This window comes from Brachybacterium sp. AOP29-B2-41 (assembly GCF_052378395.1).
Lineage (GTDB): Bacteria > Actinomycetota > Actinomycetes > Actinomycetales > Dermabacteraceae > Brachybacterium.
Window position 1 is genome coordinate 18,197 of the sequence record NZ_JBQSXR010000028.1, and the last position, 17,104, is coordinate 35,300.

Below are 17,104 nucleotides of genomic sequence, written 5' to 3' on the forward strand. Positions count from 1 at the left end.
CGAGAGAGGAGATGCGGCGTCGAGCTGGAGGGCTCGAGGCCGCACTGCCGTATCTGCTGCTGGTGGTGTTGGTGCCTCCGGCGCTGCTGTGGGGGGCCGGCTGGATCGTCGCCACGCTCTCGGGCCGCACGTACAGTGCCGGTCCCGGTGAGCTGTGGGCAGCGGCCACCGGCCCCGGACGGGCCGGTGCCGCTCTCGGCGCGGGCTCCACCGTGGCCGTATTGGCGGTGTTCGTCGTGCTGCTGGCGGTGGTGGGGTTCCTAGCTGTCGCGATGTTCCGCACTCTGCGGGGGCAGCGTGAGCAACAGCGCCAGGAGATCCAAAAGGAGAAGGGACTGCCGGACAAGCGCGTGGTCGCGCGCGAGTACGGAGAGCGGTCGGTTATGGCGCGCCGAACGCAGATACGGCCGGACTTCGAGCCCGAGGGGAGGCGTCCCTGGGTCACTGACTACGCCTTCTACGACGGCCGGTGCCAGGGCGTGAAGGTGTACACCACGTTTGAGACGCCGACGATGCTTCTGGCTCCGGGCCGGGTGGGTAAGACGCAGAACGTCATCGCGCCGCGACTGATCGAGGCTCCCGGTGCGGTGCTGTCCACCTCCACCAAGACGGAGTTGGTGCGCATGACGTGGGAGCACCGGGAGAAGCTGGGCGGTCCCATGCTGATCTGCGACCCCGAGGGCGTGGGCGCGGAGGCAGGGTTGCCCGGCACCGTGCGGTGGAGCCTGTGGTCTGGCTGCGAGGACGTGACCGAGGCGCTGTCGCGGGCGAAGGTGCTGGCCGCCGGCGGTGCCAGTGGCGTGCAGAACGGGGAGTTCTGGGAGAACGTCACCAAGCGCGTGTTCACACCGCTGCTGCACGCCGCGGCCGTTGACGGTGGGGTGAGCATGAGCGACTTCCAGCGCTGGTGCTTCGATCCAAAGTTTGCGGAGGACGCGCTGACGATCCTCCAGGACCGGCCCGGCGCGGAGGATCTGGCGGCGATGCTGGAGTCCGTGGTGAAGATGGATGACCTGGAGACCCGCGCGAATATGTGGGCTCCGGCCGCGAACCTCGGTACCTCCCTGGTGGACCCGCGCATCCGAGACACGTTCGGCCCTGACGGCGAGCAGCTGAACATCGATGACTTCCTGCGCCGCTCCGGCACGATCTACCTGATTGCTCAGGAGAACGGCAACGCTTCGGCGCTGGTGTTGACCCTTGTCGATGCGGTGTGGCGGCGCGCGGTCGTCCGGGCCAACAGCGCCCCGGGCGGGCGGATCGAGCCGCCGATGCACCTCAGCCTCGATGAGATCGGGAACATCGGCACGCTGCCGGTGCTGCCGCGGATGATGAGCGAGGGCGGCGGTCTGGGTGTCCAGACCACGGCCGGGTTCCAATCCCTCGCACAGGCGGAGCTGCGCTACGGCGCTGCCGGAGCGCGTGCGCTGTGGGAGGCGTCCACACAGCGGTTCGTCCTCGGTGGCGTGGTCGATGACTCGGTGCTCAGTGCCCTGTCGCGGATCGCCGGAACGCGGACGGTCGTGCAGGAGTCGGTGAGCACCAATCGACGGGGCGAGCAGCCTGGCCGGTCCTACTCCGAGCGCGAGGAGAACGTGCTGGAGAAGAGTCAGATCGAGACCATGCGGCGCGGCCTGGCGTGCTTGGTGGAAGCGACGAAGCACTTGATCGTGGTGGAGCTGGAGCCAGCCTTCCGCCGCTACGCGAAGAAGAAGGATCGAGAGAAGGGGGACTCTCGTCCGGCAACTGCGGGGGCAGTGCCAGGACTGACCGAGACCAGTACAGAGGCACCGAAGGGTGAGCAGTGATGCCGAAGCAATCACGCGAGGAGTACCTCGCAGAGAGAGCCCAGCGGGTCGAGCAGCTGACCGAGGCCATGGCCGATCGCGTCTCAGCGATCGCGACCGGCGCGGAGGCGCAAGAGCTGGTGGCGTTCGTGGCACAGTTCCGCTCCCGGTCGCCCCGAAACGCGATGCTCATCTATCAGCAGTGGGAGGCGCGCTGTCAGGCTCAGGAGAACCCGACACAGCGGCCGGAGCGCCCCAGCATGATCGCGGGATACAAGCAGTTCCAGGAGATGGGCCGACAGGTCCGCAAGGGCGAGAAGGGCTATCAGATTCTCTCTCCCGTCACGGCGCGATTCGCCTCGGCCACACCCAAGGTCGCGGAATCGTGGCGTCGGCTCGCGCCGCGCGAGAAGCCGAACCCGGGAGAGCGAGTGGAGTCCAAGATGGTCGGGGTCAAGCCCGCGACGGTCTTCGACATCGCCCAAACGGACGGGCCGGAGATCCCGGCGCTGCCGTCGTGGGAGCCGCTGGCTCCCGGCGTTGTCCCGGAGGGGCTGCGCGACGCCGTGGAAGCAGAGATCGTGGCCGAGGGGTTCAAGCTCTCGGCCACTGCCGATGGGCAGATCGGCGCGGAAGGATCGACCAACTTCGACACCAAAGTGGTGACCTTCGATCAGAGCCGCGGTGAGAACGAGCAGCTGGCGACACTGCTGCATGAACTGGGGCATATCAAGCTGCACTCCCCAGGTGAGGGCGCGCCGGAGCTTTCGACCCATCGCGGGCAGATCGAGTTTGAGGCGGAGACGTTCGCTCACGTCATCGCTGGGCTGCACGGTATGGACACTTCGGCGTCGTCCGATGCCTACGCCGCGGGGTGGACGTTCGGGCAGAACCGGGCCGATCCGAGCCTCACCGCAGAGATGACAGTCAACGCGGCCGATCGAGTGATGAAGGCCGTCAACGGCGCCCTGGATCGGATGCCGGTCGGTGGCGACCTCGGCACCGGAGCCCCACCGAAGCCAGAAGGACAGGACGCACCCACCAGCGACCAGCGGCGGGTGCGCAATGCGCTGCGCATGGAAGCGCAGGCACCGGCGAAGATCCGTGAGGAAACGCCGGTCGAGGACGGGCCACGGCCGCCGATCCGCGCCCGGCGATGAGGAAGGCAGAAGCCATGAGCACACCGACCGACCAGAACAGCGAGGCGCAGGAGCGCGCACAGCGGCGCGCCTTTGAGGATCGCTGGAAGGCATGGACCGAGCAATGGGAGCGCGATACAGGGTTCACCACGGGCCTGGAGGTGCGCAGGATGGTCCTCACCGAGGAACCTCCGCGGGTGGTCCTCGGCCGCGATGGACTACCGGACTCCGAGGCCGAGGTGATGGTGTCTCTCGGCCGTGACGACGGGCCGGCTGTTCGGCAGCACGACCACACGGGGCAGCGTCTCTCGCTGCGACAGGCAGCAGACAGGCTGGCGATCAGCACACCGACGATGGGGGGAGCACGCTCGGCGGTCCTGGACGGCCTGGAGCAGTCCGAAGCAGCGGCCGGGCGTACCCCTGCTGATCGGGCACCCTCGCGGGGGCAGGTCGCCTCTGTGCGTGAGCGCAACGCTGAGCGCATGGCTCGGCAGGTTCCGGCCGGGATCCGAGACGAGGACCCAGCAGCAGCGCTACGCCCGACCGGGCCACGCCTGAGCCGATGAGGAGGGTTCGAGCTCACGCAGTGGTGGGCCAACAGCGGGCACGCCGCCGACGCCAGTACGCCGAGTACATGGCCTCGGCGGCGTGGCATATACGGCGCCGCCACTGGGTCGAGGAGGAGGAGCAGCGCACCGGGAAGCCTGTGTGCTGCGCCGTCTGTGGCAGCGAGGAGTGGGACGACTTGCACCACCTGACCTATGACCGGATGGGGCAGGAGCGCCACTGGGACATGGTGGCGCTTTGCCGTCCTCACCACGACCAAGTGCACTGGGCCTACGACGCTGGCCGGTGGCGGAGCATAGGCTACGAGGCGGTGATGCGGCGGTTGCTGCGGCTGGCGCGCGAGGAGCACGAACGGCGGAGTTCATGACGCGATGGTGGATGCGCGAAGGGGCGGGGCTGGTCGAGGACCAGGGCCGTCCCGCTGTGCCGTTCCACGCGTTGCACCCCGCCAACGATCTGCCGGATGCGGAGTCGTGGCTAGAGGTGCCTGGCACCCGCTGGGGTCAGCGACATCGAGAGCTGACCGCGCGAGCCAACTTCAACCACCTGGAGAAGGCGTATCCCTTCGTGCAGCGCGTGGTGGCTGTTGACGAGCGGTGGCGGTCCCTGATCGTGCGCGACGTGGACTCCTGGCGGCTGGAGAGCGTGTGGGGGGTTCTCGAGGATGGGGGCGCGGTGAGCCAGGCGGCGCTATCGGCGCTGCTGCGGCGGGTGCTGCGCGTCCATGTCGAGCAGCGCGAGGCACCAGAGATCTGTGCGGAGCTGCCACGGCTGCTAGAGCAGGCGGGAGCATCCCGCGCGGCCCGCGCCGTGGAGGGCTCTCTCGATGAGGGAGCGGTGGTGCGGGCGTACCTAACGATCGCGGCCGACACCTCCCCAGTGCCGGAGGTCGATGCGCTCGGGGCACGGTTCCCAGCGCACGAAGTCGTGGTGGAACGGCTTGTCCAAGCAGTGACGAAGAGACCGGAACTGGTCACGGTAGGCGCATCGCTGGGCGGAGCCCCGTCGTGGCAGACGTATGAAAGGTGGGTGTTGGGATGAGTGACCACGAGGATGACTTCTCGGACCTGGAACTGGAGATCGAGCAGACCGACGAGCCCGAGGTGGCGGAGCTGCCGACGCCCGTTGACTGGATGGGTCTGTCGATCCACGAGTGGGGCGAAGAGATCGGCAGGCTGCGCCTGTGGGTCGCACAGATCGTCACCGAGTGGGCGCTGCCTTCCTCAGTGATCCTGCCGTGCTGGGAGCAGCACGGCACGCTCGTGCAGCTGCTCGGGTCCATGCGCGATAGCTACGACACGCTGCACCACGAGATGCAGCCGGGCACCGGCTCGGTGGACTGGCAGCGGTACTGGGCGTGGGGACGCTCGGAGCTGGCCTCGATCACTGGCGGGATGCGCTGCACCGCGACCGAGCATCGGGCCGACAGGCTCCAGGAATGGGCACGCTCTATCGCTGAGGAAGGCGAGTCCAGCGAATATGCGATCGCTGAGGATTCCCGGGTGGAAATGGCGATCCAGAATCACCTGAACAAGGGACGCACGGGCGGGCCAATGAATGTGGTCTTTGTTGATTTCAGCAGAGAGCGCTGAGAGCAGAGACCGGCGATAAATCGTCGGGCGCGTAGAAAGGCCGGGGCATTTGCCCCGGCCTTTCTCTGTGGGGCCGGCTGCTAGCGGGCCGGGCGAGCTGGACGCTGCTGGGCGTCCTCGTCCAGGCTCCGCCGCTCCTGCTGCGCCGTCCTCGTTCGCGGGGCCGTGGGGGCGCTCTGGCGGGCGCGGGCCTGGCGCTGGCGGTCCTCCCTCGCGGCGGGGTCCTCGGACATCTCCCGGCGTACGGTCGCCTCCTGGCGCAGCTCGACCTCCTGCGCGTCCAGGTCGCTGAGGTCTAGGCGGGCGGTGTGGATCGACTTCGCCAGGGACACCTCTGCGCGGTCTGCCTTCTCGACCTCGGCCTGAGCGCGCGCGGCCTGGGCCGTGGCCTCCTCGACGCGGGCGGGAAACCCGGCTGCGCTCACCGTGCGATGCGCGGCCGCAGCCGCGGTCGCCTGCATCCAGGTTTCGGCCGCGGCATCCTCGGGTACTGAGCCGTGCGCGGTGATGAAGCGCTCCTCGGCCTCGGCGGCGGCCCGCTGTGCGCCTCGGCGGCGGAGCATCCCTGCGGAAGCTGCGCCTTCTCGGGCCTGCTGGAGGGTCGTCAGGTCGCTGCGGAGAGTGACGGTGTGCTCTCGCGCTGCCTCCTCGGCGGCGGCGTCCATCTGCTGCTGGGCGCTGCGGGCGGCTGCTGCTGCCTGCTCGGCCTCTCGGCGCATGTCGGACGTGTGCGCCCCGGCGCTGTTCTGCTCGGCCGACGCCCGGGCGGTGGTTGTTCGGGCCTCGTCGCGCTCGCTGCGGATGCGCCCCTGTTCCTTGGCGAGGCTGGGGGCGAGACCGAAGGGGCGACGCAGCGAGTCGGTGGGCTTCGCGGGCTCATAGATTGCAGCGTGCTCGCGGGCGTGCTGCTCGGTGCGGGCCTGCTCGGGGTCCATCACGGCCCGGGTCTCGATCTCCTCTGCGATGCCGGACAGGTGGTGGTCGATGCGCCCCAGCTTCTTCCGGGACTTCTCTAGCCGTGTCTCCACCTCGTCCAGCTGGCGCTGGGCGATCTCGTGGTGCTTCTCGGCGGTGCGGATGGTGTGGGCATCGGCCTGGTCGCGGCGGGTGACAGACACGGAGGGCTCCAGCTCCACGCTGATCTTCTCGGCCAGGGTGTACTGGCGGTTCTCATCGCTGCGGACCTCGACAGTGAGCCGATCACGGCGGCGGGTGAGCCGGTCGTGGACCACGCCCGGGTCGGGCAGATCCCCGTAGGTCCGCTGCCGCCACGCCTCGGGACCCTGTGCCTGCTGGGGCTCGCCCTGGACGCCTGCGCGGTCGAGGTCGCTGGCGACGAGCTGGCGCAGCTGCTCGTCGGTGAGGTCGTGTCGATTCCGGAGCATCGCGTCACTGAGCTGGGTTAGGACGGCGGTGTCATCGGCCCCGGCCACCAGGGCGCGGTTCTCCAGCTTCCCGCGGGACATGCCCACGTATAGTTGGGCGGCGCTGGTGTCTTCCGAGATGACCGTGACGGCGCGGCGGGCCGTGATGCCCTGTGCGCCGTGGACCGTGCTCGCGTACCCCAGCGCCACGCTCTCGGCCGCGTACTCCGCGGGAATCCTCTCGGTGCGCTGGTCGATCCCACCGGAGAGGGTCACTGTGCCGTCCTGGGCAACCTCGCGCACCGTCCACAGTTCGCGGTTGGCGACGGTGAAGTCCTCCCCGCGGTGGTTGCGGCGCGTGGTCACCACGTCCCCGATGTGCAGCTCCGCACCGTTGCGACCGGTCGCGCGGACCGTGGTGTCGAGCTGTCCGGCCTCGAGCCGGGCTTCCTGGATCGCGGTGTTGATCGCGTCCACGGTCTCGTTATCGGTCGCCATGACGGCGATGGACTCGCCCGCGCCGTGAGCGGCGAGCCAGGCGGCTGCGGCCTGCTGGGTCTGTTCGGCGCTATCACTGAGGCGGTCCACGTGCCCGTGCTCGTGCAGCCACAGGGCCACCTCATGTGCCTTCTCCGGTGTCGCTGCGTGGCGGAGGTCGCGGGAGATCTCGGCGTAGGCGGTATCGGCCTGGCGCGGGTCCTCGGCGCGGCGGAACCGGTGGATCGAGTGCAGGTCCAGGCGCGCGTCGTCAGGCACCTGGGCCTGGACCAGGGCCATAGCGCCGGAGTGACCGACCGGGCGGACCTGGTGGGGGTCACCGACCAGGGCGAGCCGTGCGCCGGAGTCATCGGCCACGGTCAGCAGCGCTGCCATGGAGTCCGTGTCCACCATCCCGGCCTCATCGCACACGATCACGTCACCGGCCGTGAGCTGCGCTGAGGCGCTGGGGCCGTAGTAGATCGAGCCGTCGGTGTCGGTGTCCCCGGAGCTGAGGCGCTGCCACGTCATCTGTCCGGAGGCTTCGGTGCGCCACCGGAACCCGTGCTGATACAGCAGCGCGTGGAGGCTGGAGCCGTCGGCGCCGATCTCGGCCTGCGCCACCTGCGCGGCCTTCATCGTAGGGGCGACGGTCAGCATCCGGTGTCCGTCAGCGGCCATGGCCCGCTCAGCGACGGTGAGCATAGTGGTCTTCCCGGCCCCGGCCGGTCCCTCGATCGTCACTAGCGGGGAGCTGCCTGCCACGGCCTGGGCGGCGGCGATCTGGCGGTCATCGAGCTTCACCGGGTCCTCTCCGGCGTCTGCGCGCTCGGTGTCCACCACGGCGACGGCCGCGGCGATCGCCTCGACCGGCGCGGGCGTCGGGTCGCCAACGGCGGCGCGCACGGCCGCGCGCTCGGTGATCCGGGCGCGAGTTTGGCCCACAGAGTTCAGCCGGAGGGACTTCACATCGTCCGGGCTGCGGATCTCAGCGGGGGCCAGGGACTCGATCTCCAGCAGCGCCCGGGTCTCGACCTCACCGATAATCCGGGTCAGCTCCTCGGGAGCTACTGTCAGCTGCGCTTGGGCGACGGCCATAGTCGCCCCCGCGCGGAGATCCACGCGAGAGAACCGGCCCTGTGAGCGGACGGCCCGCTGATCGGTCCATCCCAGCGCGTAGGCGGTCAGCTGACCTCGGTCCACCTCGTGCGCTTCGCGGGGCTGTACAGGGGCCGGCTGTCGGGTCACCAGCACGGCGGGGTCCACGTCGGCCAGCTCGCGCCGTACCTGATCACGCCACTGGTCCTCGTCCAGATCCTCGGGCTTCTGCGCCCGGTCCAGAGCCCAAGCCTGCCGGTCCCACGATTCGATGAGCCTCGGGGATGGCTCCCCGCCCGGATTCGCGGCCCTCCACTCGCGCTCGAACCGGGCTTTGTTCCGCCCGATCTGGGCCGCGCGCTTGCTCATCGGTTCCACGAGGTGAGACAGCTCCGCGATCTCTCCATCGTTGTTGAGCGTGTACCCGTGAGCGGCCAGAGCCGCCTTCCAGCGGGCATCGGTCTGCGCGGCCAACTCTCCGCGGGCGTTGACGAGGACCTGGTGCCGAAACACCTGCTGTGAGTCCACGTTGGACCACTTTCCGTCCGCGCCCTGCACCTTGGCGTTGAGCCAGAGGTGGCGGTGCGCGTGGGGGTCAAGCGACCGGGAGCGTTCGTGGTCTAGGGACACGACTTCGACCTGTGCGAGCCCGATCCGCTGCTTCCCTCCCGCGCCTCGGCGGGTGGTCAGCTCCTCGCTCCAGGCGGTGACGGTCTCGTCGGTCACCCGGTCCATCAGTGCGTCGAACTCCTCGCGCAGTTCGGGGTGCAGCACCGCCGCGAGCGAGTACGACTTCGGCGCGTTGATCGTCGCGTCGTAGAGCAGGTGCGCGTCCGGGGAAGTCATCGTGCGGCCGCGCTGCTCGCCAGTCTCGGGGTCCACGCCGTCGATCCACGCCCGCAGCTGCTCGGCGTCGAGTCGATCGCGCTGGATGCCGTCGGTCCGGGCGGTGTACCGGGCCACGGTCGGCACGTCCTCGGGGCCGTAGGCGGCGGCAGATTCGGCACCGGCCGAGACCTGCCGCTCGACCTCCGCGGCGTCACAGCCGCCCTGGAGGGCGTACGCAGTGGCGTGACGGATCCCCTGGCCGTCAACGCCACGTCGCCACACCTGGACCCCTCCGCGCATGGGGCCATAGTAGCGCATCAACCACGTAGTGCTTGCGTGCATAGCAGTTGTTGGTGAGAGATCCAGAGGTGAGCGTGCGGGATCGGCGGCTTCGCGAGCTGCGGCGGGCCGCGGGGAGGAGCGAGGAGCGGCTGAGCGGGGGCCGTCGTGGTGAGGCGGCTTGTCGTTGGCAGGACGACGAGAGGAAGAGTGATGAGCGGGACGAGGAAGTACCTGGATCGTGACCGGACGATCGCACTGGAAGGACGACCGTACGAGGTGGATTGGGTGACGCTTCTTGGAGCAGGCCGGTCTGCCGTTCAGCGGGGTCGCGCAGATGAGGTCCCGTTTCTTTCGGAGGTGATGTGGGAGGACATGGATTCGGCGGTGGTCACACCCCGCCCGGCCGCGCTGGACTACCCGCTGATGCGGCGCTGGCTCGACGTCGACGAATCAGCGGCGATGACCTACCTGCTCGACGCCTGGCGCGGGTCACTGAATGCACCGGAGCCAGATACCCCGGACGGTGTTCGCGCGATACTGAACCAGCGATCTTGTCCTCCCAAGAAGGAGTGGCAGCACTTCATGTACATCGTGAAGGGCAGGTTCCAGGACGGGCCTCGGGAGTGGTACGTGGGCTACTGCAACGACTGCTTGGAGGCGCTGCTGATGCTGGACGACGACAGGACCAACGAGATCCGCACGTGGACGTTCTACGACCAGGAGATGGCATGAGTACCGATCTCCCCAGCCCCGCCGATGAACGGATCGATCCGCGGCAAGGTGACCTTCTGGAGCTGCTGGAGACGCCGCCGGACCCACATCAGCGATCTCGCGATCCGAGACGGCACGCGGGTGAGCAGGAAAGCGCTGAGGCATCCAGCCGGCCCCGCGCTGGAGCGTGGTCTGGACGAACGGCGAGGAGCTGAGGAGTCGGACGGAAGGTGCACGGTATGGGGTGTGCTGAGACGATGGGGCCACGACACTGCGGAGAGGGACGGTCATGGACAGTGAAGTCGAGGGATTCAGCGAGACCGGGCTGATCGTGTTCGGCGCGACCTTGGGGGGTCTCGCTCTGCTGGTCCTCGTAGCGGCGTTCCTCATGCTGCTCTTCGCCCGCCGCCGCCGCCTGCTGAAGTCCTTCGGGGTAGCAGTAGGCGGCTCGCTGCTCGGCACCCCCTTGGTTGTAATCGCTGCCGTTGTCGCGACGATGGTTTAGAAGCCGTACGGCAGTGACCCCCGTCCTCGAGCTCCGAGGGCGGGGGTCACGTCGTGCGGCGTGGGGTGGTCATAGGGCGATGCGCCCGCGCGGTGCTGCCGGATCTAACCCGCTCTGCCCGCCGCGGACGGAGCTGCGACCGGGTGCCAGCGCCTTGATCTTGTCCGGCCGAAACCCGCTCCAGTGATCCTCACTCGTGACGACGACAGGAGCCTGCAAATACCCGAGAGCCTGGACAGCCGCCCGGGCTTTGGGGTCCTGGGTGAGGTCCACGGTCTCGTACTTAATGCGGCTGCTCGTCAGAGCGCGCTTGGTGGCGTCGCATTGCACGCACTGAGGCTTGGTGTAGACGGTGACGTTCATAGGGTCCTCCTCGTTCGTCGGGGTGGGCGGTGTCGGCCGCGGGGCGGGGCTCGCTGCGCTGAGGTCATCGGAGATCACTCCGTGAACCCATCAGGTACGCGCGCGATGCCCACGAACTGAGGACCACTGAGGCGAGCATCGCTGATCTTGGTCACGGCCGCGCTGCGGCTCGCCTCGATCATCTTTCCGTCTCCGAGATAGATCCCCACATGGGATACCTCGGACCCGAGTCGGCCCCATGCCTCGAAGATCAGGTCGCCGGGCTGAGCCTCGCTGGGAGAGACCGCGTGGGAGCGCAGTGCTGCCCACTGAGCGCGGGCCGTCCTCGGGAGCCTGACTCCCGCGGTCGCGTATGAGTAGGTCGTCAGGCCGGAGCAGTCCTGCCCGCCGCGGGTGGGACCGTCCCAGCCACCGCCACCGAACACGTAGCGCTGACCCAGCGTGGTTTGCGCCTGCTCCAGCACCGCGCCAATGTCTCCGGTCGCGGTGAAGCCGCCGTCTCCGCACACCGCGGAACCGGGCTCGCTCGGGTCGATCGACACGTCCACACCGGACAGCGCCGACATGATCTCCCGCGCCTCCGGCTCATGCTTGGCGTAGGCCTGAGGGTGAGCACTGCGCTGGACGCGCTGCGCGGCGACGGTCGGTGCCAGAGACTCCCAACCATCCACATTCACTAGACCGGGAATGTGATACCCCTTCGGCCCTGCGCCGCCCTTGATCTCCTCGGCGAGAGTCTTTCCCTTGTAGAACACCTTTGCGGCGTAAGAGGTATTGCTGACTTCCTCCAGCGAGCCATACCAGCCCGGGAGCTGCCGCTGCTGGAATACTCCTGCGTCACCGTTTATATCCGGTGAAAACGTGCTCGGATGATCACCCAGCCGGGATTCCTGCATCGCAGTCATCAACGCGACGAGCTGCCCGCTGGCGGGGATTCCTTCGGCCTCCCCAACCTTCATGATGACCGCGGCCTGCTCCATCGCCTGCGAGGTGAAATCGCCGACCCCTGCGGGAAACTCCCCGTCGATGCTGACCGACAGAGAGCTACCGGCACAGATCGCCTCGTTGCTGCCGCCGCTGCCCGCGAACATGCCGAGGCTGACGACACCGGCCCCGGCGACTAGAGCCACCGGCGCCGCGCAACCAAGGACCAACGTCGCGGCAATCACCTTCATCTTCATCCTCAGGCCACCTCCTCCGGTGGCTCCAGGTAAGAGACCTTCCACTGGTCGGCCGGATCGGAGCGGACCATCACCAACTGGAAGTCACCGATCGTCGTCGGAATGGTGATCTCCGCATCGGTCGCACTGACCAAGCCGTACTCCGCACTGCCCTCGGGAGCACCGGCCGGAACTCGGCGCGGATCGGTGTACTTCCACACTTCTTGCGCCGCGGGTGTGAGGTGCTTCGAGAAGTTCGACCACCACTGCTCGGGGTCATCGGTCGAGAAGTAGGCCACCACGGCGTCGTGGGCGGCTGTAGCGGCCTCCTCGGCGTCGCCCTCCTCCGCATCGGGAGGCCCCTCATCGCCAGGCACACCGGGTGCCTCCTCGCTGGGAGCCACGTCCCACTCGATAGGAGATGCATCCGGGTCCTCGGGCTCGCTCGTCGCGGCCACTGGGGCTTCGCTGGTCGTCGTCGTCGTCGTCGTCGGCGGCTCCGGCTCCTCGGCCGGGCCGCTGCACCCCACCATTAAGAGCGCTGCGGCGGCTATGGGAACTACTCGCATTGATCGCATGCCTCGGACAAGCGCGAGGATCACGACACCACCGCTCGGGGGTCGATCAGAAAACTGAGGTACTGACTTACTGCATCACGGAGATACGGAACTACTGCCTATACCTTCGACCTTGGAACAGGACCACTGCCCCGCGGCCGCTGGTTTGAGACTGGGGCCGGCTGCTGGCTGGTCCTATCGGGGACGGCTGCCAACGCATCACTGGATCCCGAGGGCAAGGGGCGCGAAGCGGCCCGCGGCAGCTCTTTGCCAACTCCTCGACCTGAACTCAGAACGTTGGACTATCGGGGCACCATGGCCTCATGGATGAAGAGTGGCTCGAGCGCGAGCCGAACGGCTGGAGTGAGCCCACACCATCTCGGTGTGACTGCAGATCAACTCGACACATGATCGGGTGGATCTCGTGCCTCTGCGGTGGAGGGCCGCTGTCTGGAGGACACAGGACATGGGAGTGCCGGATGAGAGAGCGCCTCCCGGTGAACGCCCTGGACATCGCGCTATATCGGCGTAGCGACGCCGCTGGCTGCATCCTGCATTCGGACCGCGGATGTCAGTTCGCAAAGCACTTCTTCGCTCAGCATCTCGAGACCATCATGGAAGGAGCGCTCAAGTGACCGCTCGCTAGAATTCCTTCGCCAACTGGACCCCGTCGAGGCCGGCGACGACGGCGCCCGCCGAAGTTCCTCGGTCGCCGGCGCCGGCTACTGCCTCGAGTGGCAAGAAGTACCCGCCCAAGTTGATGTTCTACCAGCCGCAAGAGGACACCGCCCGGATGCGCGGAGCTTTTCGGCACACTGACCGGGAAGAGGGAGACCGCAGCCGGTCCGACTTCATCCACAAAGCCGTGATGGCCGAGGTGGAGCGCCGAGAGCAGAAGTACAACGGCGGCAAGCCGTTCCCCGACCTTGAAGCCGGCAGCATCCCGTGCGGCCGCCCACTGGGGGAGTGACAGATTCCGGTGTCAGCCCCTAGGGCGACCATGTCCATCGTGACCAGTGATGACAGACACCCACCCATGCTCGCCGTTGCCAACGCCGTGCCGGCAGTTTCGACCCCGGGGGCGCGGCCAATGGGGGATATCCCCGTCGTCGCCCGTCTTGTGCTCGAGAACGGCACGGAGGCATGGCGCATCGCCGCAGCCAATCGCTGGACCCGTGAGCAGGTGTTGGTCATCTGGCGCAACGACCCGGAGAACCCCTACTCCTCCCAAAGCTGCTGGCTCGCAGCCAGCGACGTGGCACGAGCAATCACTGGTCCCACGAATCAGCTGGCCTCCACATGGGCCGCGTTGCCGAAGGGGACTGCCGCACTGATAGGTGACAGTTGGGGTGTCAGGCCGCGAGCGCGACCGGGTTCATGATGGTCTCGTATTCGATGGGGGTCAATCGGCCCAGGCGGGCCTGACGGCGACGGCGATGATAGGTCCTCTCGATCCAGGTAATGATCGCGATCCGCAGCTCCTCTCGGGTCCGCCAACGCTTACGGTCCAGGACGTTCTTCTGGAGCAGCGCGAAGAAGGACTCCATGGCGGCGTTGTCTCCGGCAGCACCGACTTGGCCCATCGAGCCGATGAGGTGATGACGGTTCAGGGCGTGGACGAATTTCCGTGACCGGAACTGAGATCCTCTATCCGAATGCAGGATGCAGCCGGCGGCGTCACGGCGTCGGGATATCGCGTTGTCCAGGGCGTTCACCGCGAGGCGAGCCTTCATCCGGTCGCTGATCGAGTAGCCGACGATCCGGCCGGAGAACACGTCCTTGATGGCGCAGAGGTAGAGCTTGCCCTCGTCGGTCCAGTGCTCGGTGATGTCGGTCAGCCACAGCTCGTTGACGTCATCGGCGGAGAAGTCCCGCTTCACGAGGTCGTCGTGGACCGGCGGTCCCGGACGCTTCCCATTCTTGGCCCGCTTCTTGCCGAAGACGGACCACCACTGGTTGTCTCGGCAGATCCGCCACGCTGTCCGCTCGGACATCACTTCACCCGCTTCTGCGGCCTCGCCGAGCAGGAACCGGTAGCCGTACTCGGGGTCGTCGCGGTGGGCGTCCAGCAGTGCGTTGGCTCGGTAAGCCTCGACCAGTTCGGCGTCGGTGACCTGGTGTTTGAGCCAGCGGTAGTAGGGCTGGCGGGAGAGCTTCAGGACCCGCAGGGACACCGCGACGGGAATGTTCTCAGCGGCGAGCTCGCTCACGAGCGGGTAGAACCTTTTCCCGGCAGATTCGCCTGGGAGAGGTAGGCGGCGGCGCGGCGCAGGACCTCGTTCTCCTGCTCGAGCAGGCGCACGCGACGTTTGAGGTCTCGCGTCTCGGCGGCGTCCTCGCGGGTGGTGCCGTGGCGGACGCCGGCTTCGACGTCGGCTTGGCGCATCCATTTATGGAGTGTCATCTCGTGGACGCCGAAGTCCTTCGCGATCTGCGCGATGGTGACGCCGTCCTCACGGGACCGGGCCACTCGCACGACGTCGTCGCGGAACTCCTGGGGATATGGAGCGGGCATGGTGCACATCCTTCCAGGCCGCCCAGTGGGCAAGCCAGATCAGATGTCACCTATCAGTGCGGCAGTCCCGAGGACCACGCTGGCTCGGTAGGTGATGGCGTGTTTGTCGTAGCGGGTAGCGATCCCGCGCCACTGTTTGGCCAGGCCGAACTGCCGCTCGACGACGTTGCGGCCGGCGTATGCGGTCTGATCGAGCCCGGGTGGACGCCCGCCGCGAGCGCCCTTCCTCTTGCGGGCAGCGATCTCGTCGGACTTCTGCGGGATCACCGCCTTGATGCCCCGAGCCGCAAGCATCCGGCGAGTCTTACCCGAGGAGTAGGCCTTGTCGGCGACCACCGCGGCAGGCCGGGACCGGGGTCGGCCGGACCCAAGGCGAGGGACTCGAATGTCGTCGAGCACCTCAACGAGCATCGCCCCGTCGTGGCGTTGACCGCCGGTCAGAACGATCGCCAGCGGCATCCCATTGCCGTCGACCGCAGCATGGACCTTGCTGCCCAGACCGCCGCGTGACCTGCCGACCGCGTGCCCGTCGGGTTCCTCAGCGCCCAGATTCTTGTGGTTCGCTCCCGCCCCCTGTGGGCTGATCAGGACGAGTGGTGTTGGTCCCATGCTGATGAGCACGGTTGATCGTCGAGTCCGCCGAGACCGTCCAGTCGATGTCTCCTGCCGCGTCGGCCTGCGCCATCAACGCGGCGTGGACCCCGTCCCAGACTCCGAGTCGAGCGTAGAGGTAATGGCGCTTCCACACCGTCTGCCAGGGACCGAACTGGTCACGCGGCAGATCGCGCCACGGGATCCCGGTGCGGGACCTGTAGATAATGCCCTCGACGATCTTCCGGTTGTCGCGGAACGGATGCCCTTTGCGGCCCTCGTTTGACGGCAACAGCGGCTCGATCCGCTCCCACTGCTCGTCGGACAGAACCTGATGTCGAGTCGTCGCGGTAGCCATACTTCCAGGCTCTCAGGCGAAACCGCCTCACATATAGGAGACACGCCCTAGTGCTGGTCGACGGGCAGGACATAGCCCTAATCCTGGAGGGGCGCATCGAGCTTCCGGACGCACTTCGAGCGAAGGTCGAGGCAGCTTCAGTCGACGGCGAGCCTTACCTTCAGCTGTCGACGATCATCTAGCACCCACTGACCCAGCCCCGTTGGGAGGACCGGTAGCGGGACCGCTGCACGGTTGCCGTGGCTAGCCCCCCCAGTGCCTAGTTGAGCAGCGTGCCGAGGCGGGCGTCAACGCTGAACCCATCGGCGACGACTCCGTTCTGAAAGCTAGAAGTCAGCAGGTCGGCCGCACTGTCCGGAATCACGCCGTCCGTCTTCATCTCCGTCACGATCCGGTTGACCGGCCTCGAGAAGCCCCGCAGCGTCCGATCCTCGTGGTAGCGACCGATCTTGTAGACGCGCCTGCGAGTGATGTAGCCGTTGTTCTTCAACGCCTCCCGGATGGCTGTCGCCTGCACGTGAGCCCCGTCGCGCTCCAGTCGGGCGAACGCCTCCTCAAGCGCGTCCGCAGTCCAGCCCGCCACCACCTCGTCGGCATCATCCCCGGAGACGACCTGTCGAAGCAGATCCTCGACTCCCTCCCGCAGTCGCACCTGCTGCGCGTCGTCCAGGTCTGACAGGTCGACCACCAGCTGACGCTGAACTCGCTCCCAACTATCTGAGGGGCGCGATTGTGAGCACATTACCGCAGAAATGGGAGGGGTCGGCTCGTCAGCCAGCCCCTCCCATTGCGCCCCCGCCGGGGCAATCCGTCGCGAACCCGACGGCCTCGGCCTCGCTTGCTTAATAGCTCAGTCGCGACCATCTCTCGCCCACCGTGATAATTGCGGACGACTCATCTTTCACGCCACCACTTTTCACCTTGCGTCACATCAAAACCTTCCTCGCGAATTCTTTGCACAAGGGTGTCGAATTGGCGATCGAGCTTGTCTGCGATCACTGGATCCGGATTCGTGACACGGGTCTCATCGGCATACGCCTGATTCATTGCGTCCGCCCACTCGCGCAAGCCGCCCGCAACCTCCGGGGACAATTGTAACAGCGGATCAACTTCCTCTTGCCCTTCTTCCGGGTCGCACCATTCTACGAAGAGAATATAATCCCACATGACAAGCATGGGCGGCAACCCTCTCTCCATTAGCAAACCCCCT

Annotated in this window: 17 protein-coding genes; 9 read left to right on the forward strand and 8 right to left on the reverse strand. The window is 67.3% G+C overall.

The features are described 5' to 3' along the window. Positions 1 to 11: 11 nt before the first annotated feature. From ACT3T9_RS17570 to ACT3T9_RS17595, 6 genes are all read left to right on the forward strand, one after another. A complete protein-coding gene (locus ACT3T9_RS17570; RefSeq protein WP_444607177.1) occupies positions 12 to 1,808 on the forward strand; it encodes a type IV secretory system conjugative DNA transfer family protein in 1,797 nt (598 codons plus the stop codon). Then, positions 1,808 to 2,947, forward strand: a complete 1,140-nt coding sequence (locus ACT3T9_RS17575; protein ID WP_444607178.1) for an ArdC-like ssDNA-binding domain-containing protein — start codon at positions 1,808 to 1,810, stop codon at positions 2,945 to 2,947. The genes ACT3T9_RS17570 and ACT3T9_RS17575 overlap by 1 nt, the downstream gene beginning before the upstream one ends. A 14-nt stretch (positions 2,948 to 2,961) precedes the next feature. Further along, positions 2,962 to 3,492, forward strand: a complete 531-nt coding sequence (locus ACT3T9_RS17580) for a hypothetical protein (RefSeq protein ID WP_444607179.1) — start codon at positions 2,962 to 2,964, stop codon at positions 3,490 to 3,492. A gap of 68 nt (positions 3,493 to 3,560) precedes the next feature. After that, the gene (locus ACT3T9_RS17585; protein ID WP_444599524.1) at positions 3,561 to 3,860 is read left to right on the forward strand and encodes a hypothetical protein; all 300 of its coding nucleotides are present in this window, start codon (positions 3,561 to 3,563) and stop codon (positions 3,858 to 3,860) included. Next, positions 3,857 to 4,534, forward strand: a complete 678-nt coding sequence (locus tag ACT3T9_RS17590) for a hypothetical protein (RefSeq protein WP_444607180.1) — start codon at positions 3,857 to 3,859, stop codon at positions 4,532 to 4,534. Before ACT3T9_RS17585 ends, ACT3T9_RS17590 begins: the two co-directional genes overlap by 4 nt. Next, complete coding sequence (locus ACT3T9_RS17595) at positions 4,531 to 5,085, forward strand: hypothetical protein (protein ID WP_444607181.1); 555 nt, start codon at positions 4,531 to 4,533, stop codon at positions 5,083 to 5,085. The genes ACT3T9_RS17590 and ACT3T9_RS17595 overlap by 4 nt, the downstream gene beginning before the upstream one ends. Before the next feature lie 80 nt (positions 5,086 to 5,165). On the opposite strand, the gene mobF is transcribed toward ACT3T9_RS17595, so the two are convergent. Then, the gene (gene mobF / locus ACT3T9_RS17600) at positions 5,166 to 9,152 is read right to left on the reverse strand and encodes a MobF family relaxase (protein WP_444607182.1); all 3,987 of its coding nucleotides are present in this window, start codon (positions 9,150 to 9,152) and stop codon (positions 5,166 to 5,168) included. Positions 9,153 to 9,344: 192 nt separating this feature from the next. Between mobF and ACT3T9_RS17605 the strand changes: the two genes are divergently transcribed. Beyond that, positions 9,345 to 9,866, forward strand: a complete 522-nt coding sequence (locus ACT3T9_RS17605; protein ID WP_444607183.1) for a hypothetical protein — start codon at positions 9,345 to 9,347, stop codon at positions 9,864 to 9,866. Between the two features lie 268 nt (positions 9,867 to 10,134). Further along, positions 10,135 to 10,350, forward strand: coding sequence for a hypothetical protein (locus ACT3T9_RS17610; protein ID WP_444607184.1), 216 nt, complete (start codon positions 10,135 to 10,137; stop codon positions 10,348 to 10,350). Between the two features lie 69 nt (positions 10,351 to 10,419). On the opposite strand, the gene nrdH is transcribed toward ACT3T9_RS17610, so the two are convergent. The 3 genes from nrdH to ACT3T9_RS17625 form a co-directional block, all read right to left on the reverse strand. Then, positions 10,420 to 10,713 (reverse strand): glutaredoxin-like protein NrdH, encoded by a 294-nt coding sequence (gene nrdH / locus ACT3T9_RS17615; RefSeq protein ID WP_444607185.1) that lies wholly within the window; start codon positions 10,711 to 10,713, stop codon positions 10,420 to 10,422. Between the two features lie 74 nt (positions 10,714 to 10,787). Further along, entirely contained in the window at positions 10,788 to 11,894 is a 1,107-nt protein-coding gene (locus ACT3T9_RS17620; RefSeq protein ID WP_444607186.1) for a C40 family peptidase, read from the reverse strand. Between the two features lie 2 nt (positions 11,895 to 11,896). Further along, positions 11,897 to 12,475 carry a hypothetical protein gene (locus ACT3T9_RS17625; protein WP_444607187.1) on the reverse strand — a complete coding sequence of 193 codons (579 nt, stop codon included), beginning with the start codon at positions 12,473 to 12,475 and terminating at the stop codon, positions 11,897 to 11,899. Between the two features lie 715 nt (positions 12,476 to 13,190). On the opposite strand from ACT3T9_RS17625, the gene ACT3T9_RS17630 reads away from it, so the two are divergent. After that, the gene (locus tag ACT3T9_RS17630) at positions 13,191 to 13,400 is read left to right on the forward strand and encodes a ParB family protein (RefSeq protein WP_444607191.1); all 210 of its coding nucleotides are present in this window, start codon (positions 13,191 to 13,193) and stop codon (positions 13,398 to 13,400) included. Between the two features lie 382 nt (positions 13,401 to 13,782). On the opposite strand, the gene ACT3T9_RS17635 is transcribed toward ACT3T9_RS17630, so the two are convergent. The 4 genes from ACT3T9_RS17635 to ACT3T9_RS17650 form a co-directional block, all read right to left on the reverse strand. After that, a protein-coding gene (locus ACT3T9_RS17635; protein ID WP_444607188.1) for an IS3 family transposase occupies positions 13,783 to 14,945 on the reverse strand; the annotation gives its coding sequence in 2 pieces (ribosomal slippage) (positions 13,783 to 14,658 and positions 14,661 to 14,945; 1,161 coding nt in all). 39 nt (positions 14,946 to 14,984) lie between these two features. After that, positions 14,985 to 15,894, reverse strand: a protein-coding gene (locus tag ACT3T9_RS17640) for an IS5 family transposase (protein ID WP_444607189.1) whose coding sequence is annotated in 2 segments (ribosomal slippage) — positions 14,985 to 15,518 and positions 15,520 to 15,894 — 909 coding nt in all. Because the reading frame shifts where the segments join, the coding sequence is not laid out codon by codon here. Between the two features lie 259 nt (positions 15,895 to 16,153). Beyond that, positions 16,154 to 16,582, reverse strand: a complete 429-nt coding sequence (locus tag ACT3T9_RS17645) for a hypothetical protein (protein ID WP_443353240.1) — start codon at positions 16,580 to 16,582, stop codon at positions 16,154 to 16,156. 206 nt (positions 16,583 to 16,788) lie between these two features. Beyond that, the coding region (locus ACT3T9_RS17650) for a hypothetical protein (protein ID WP_444607190.1) at positions 16,789 to 17,104 on the reverse strand (316 nt) is incomplete at its 5' end.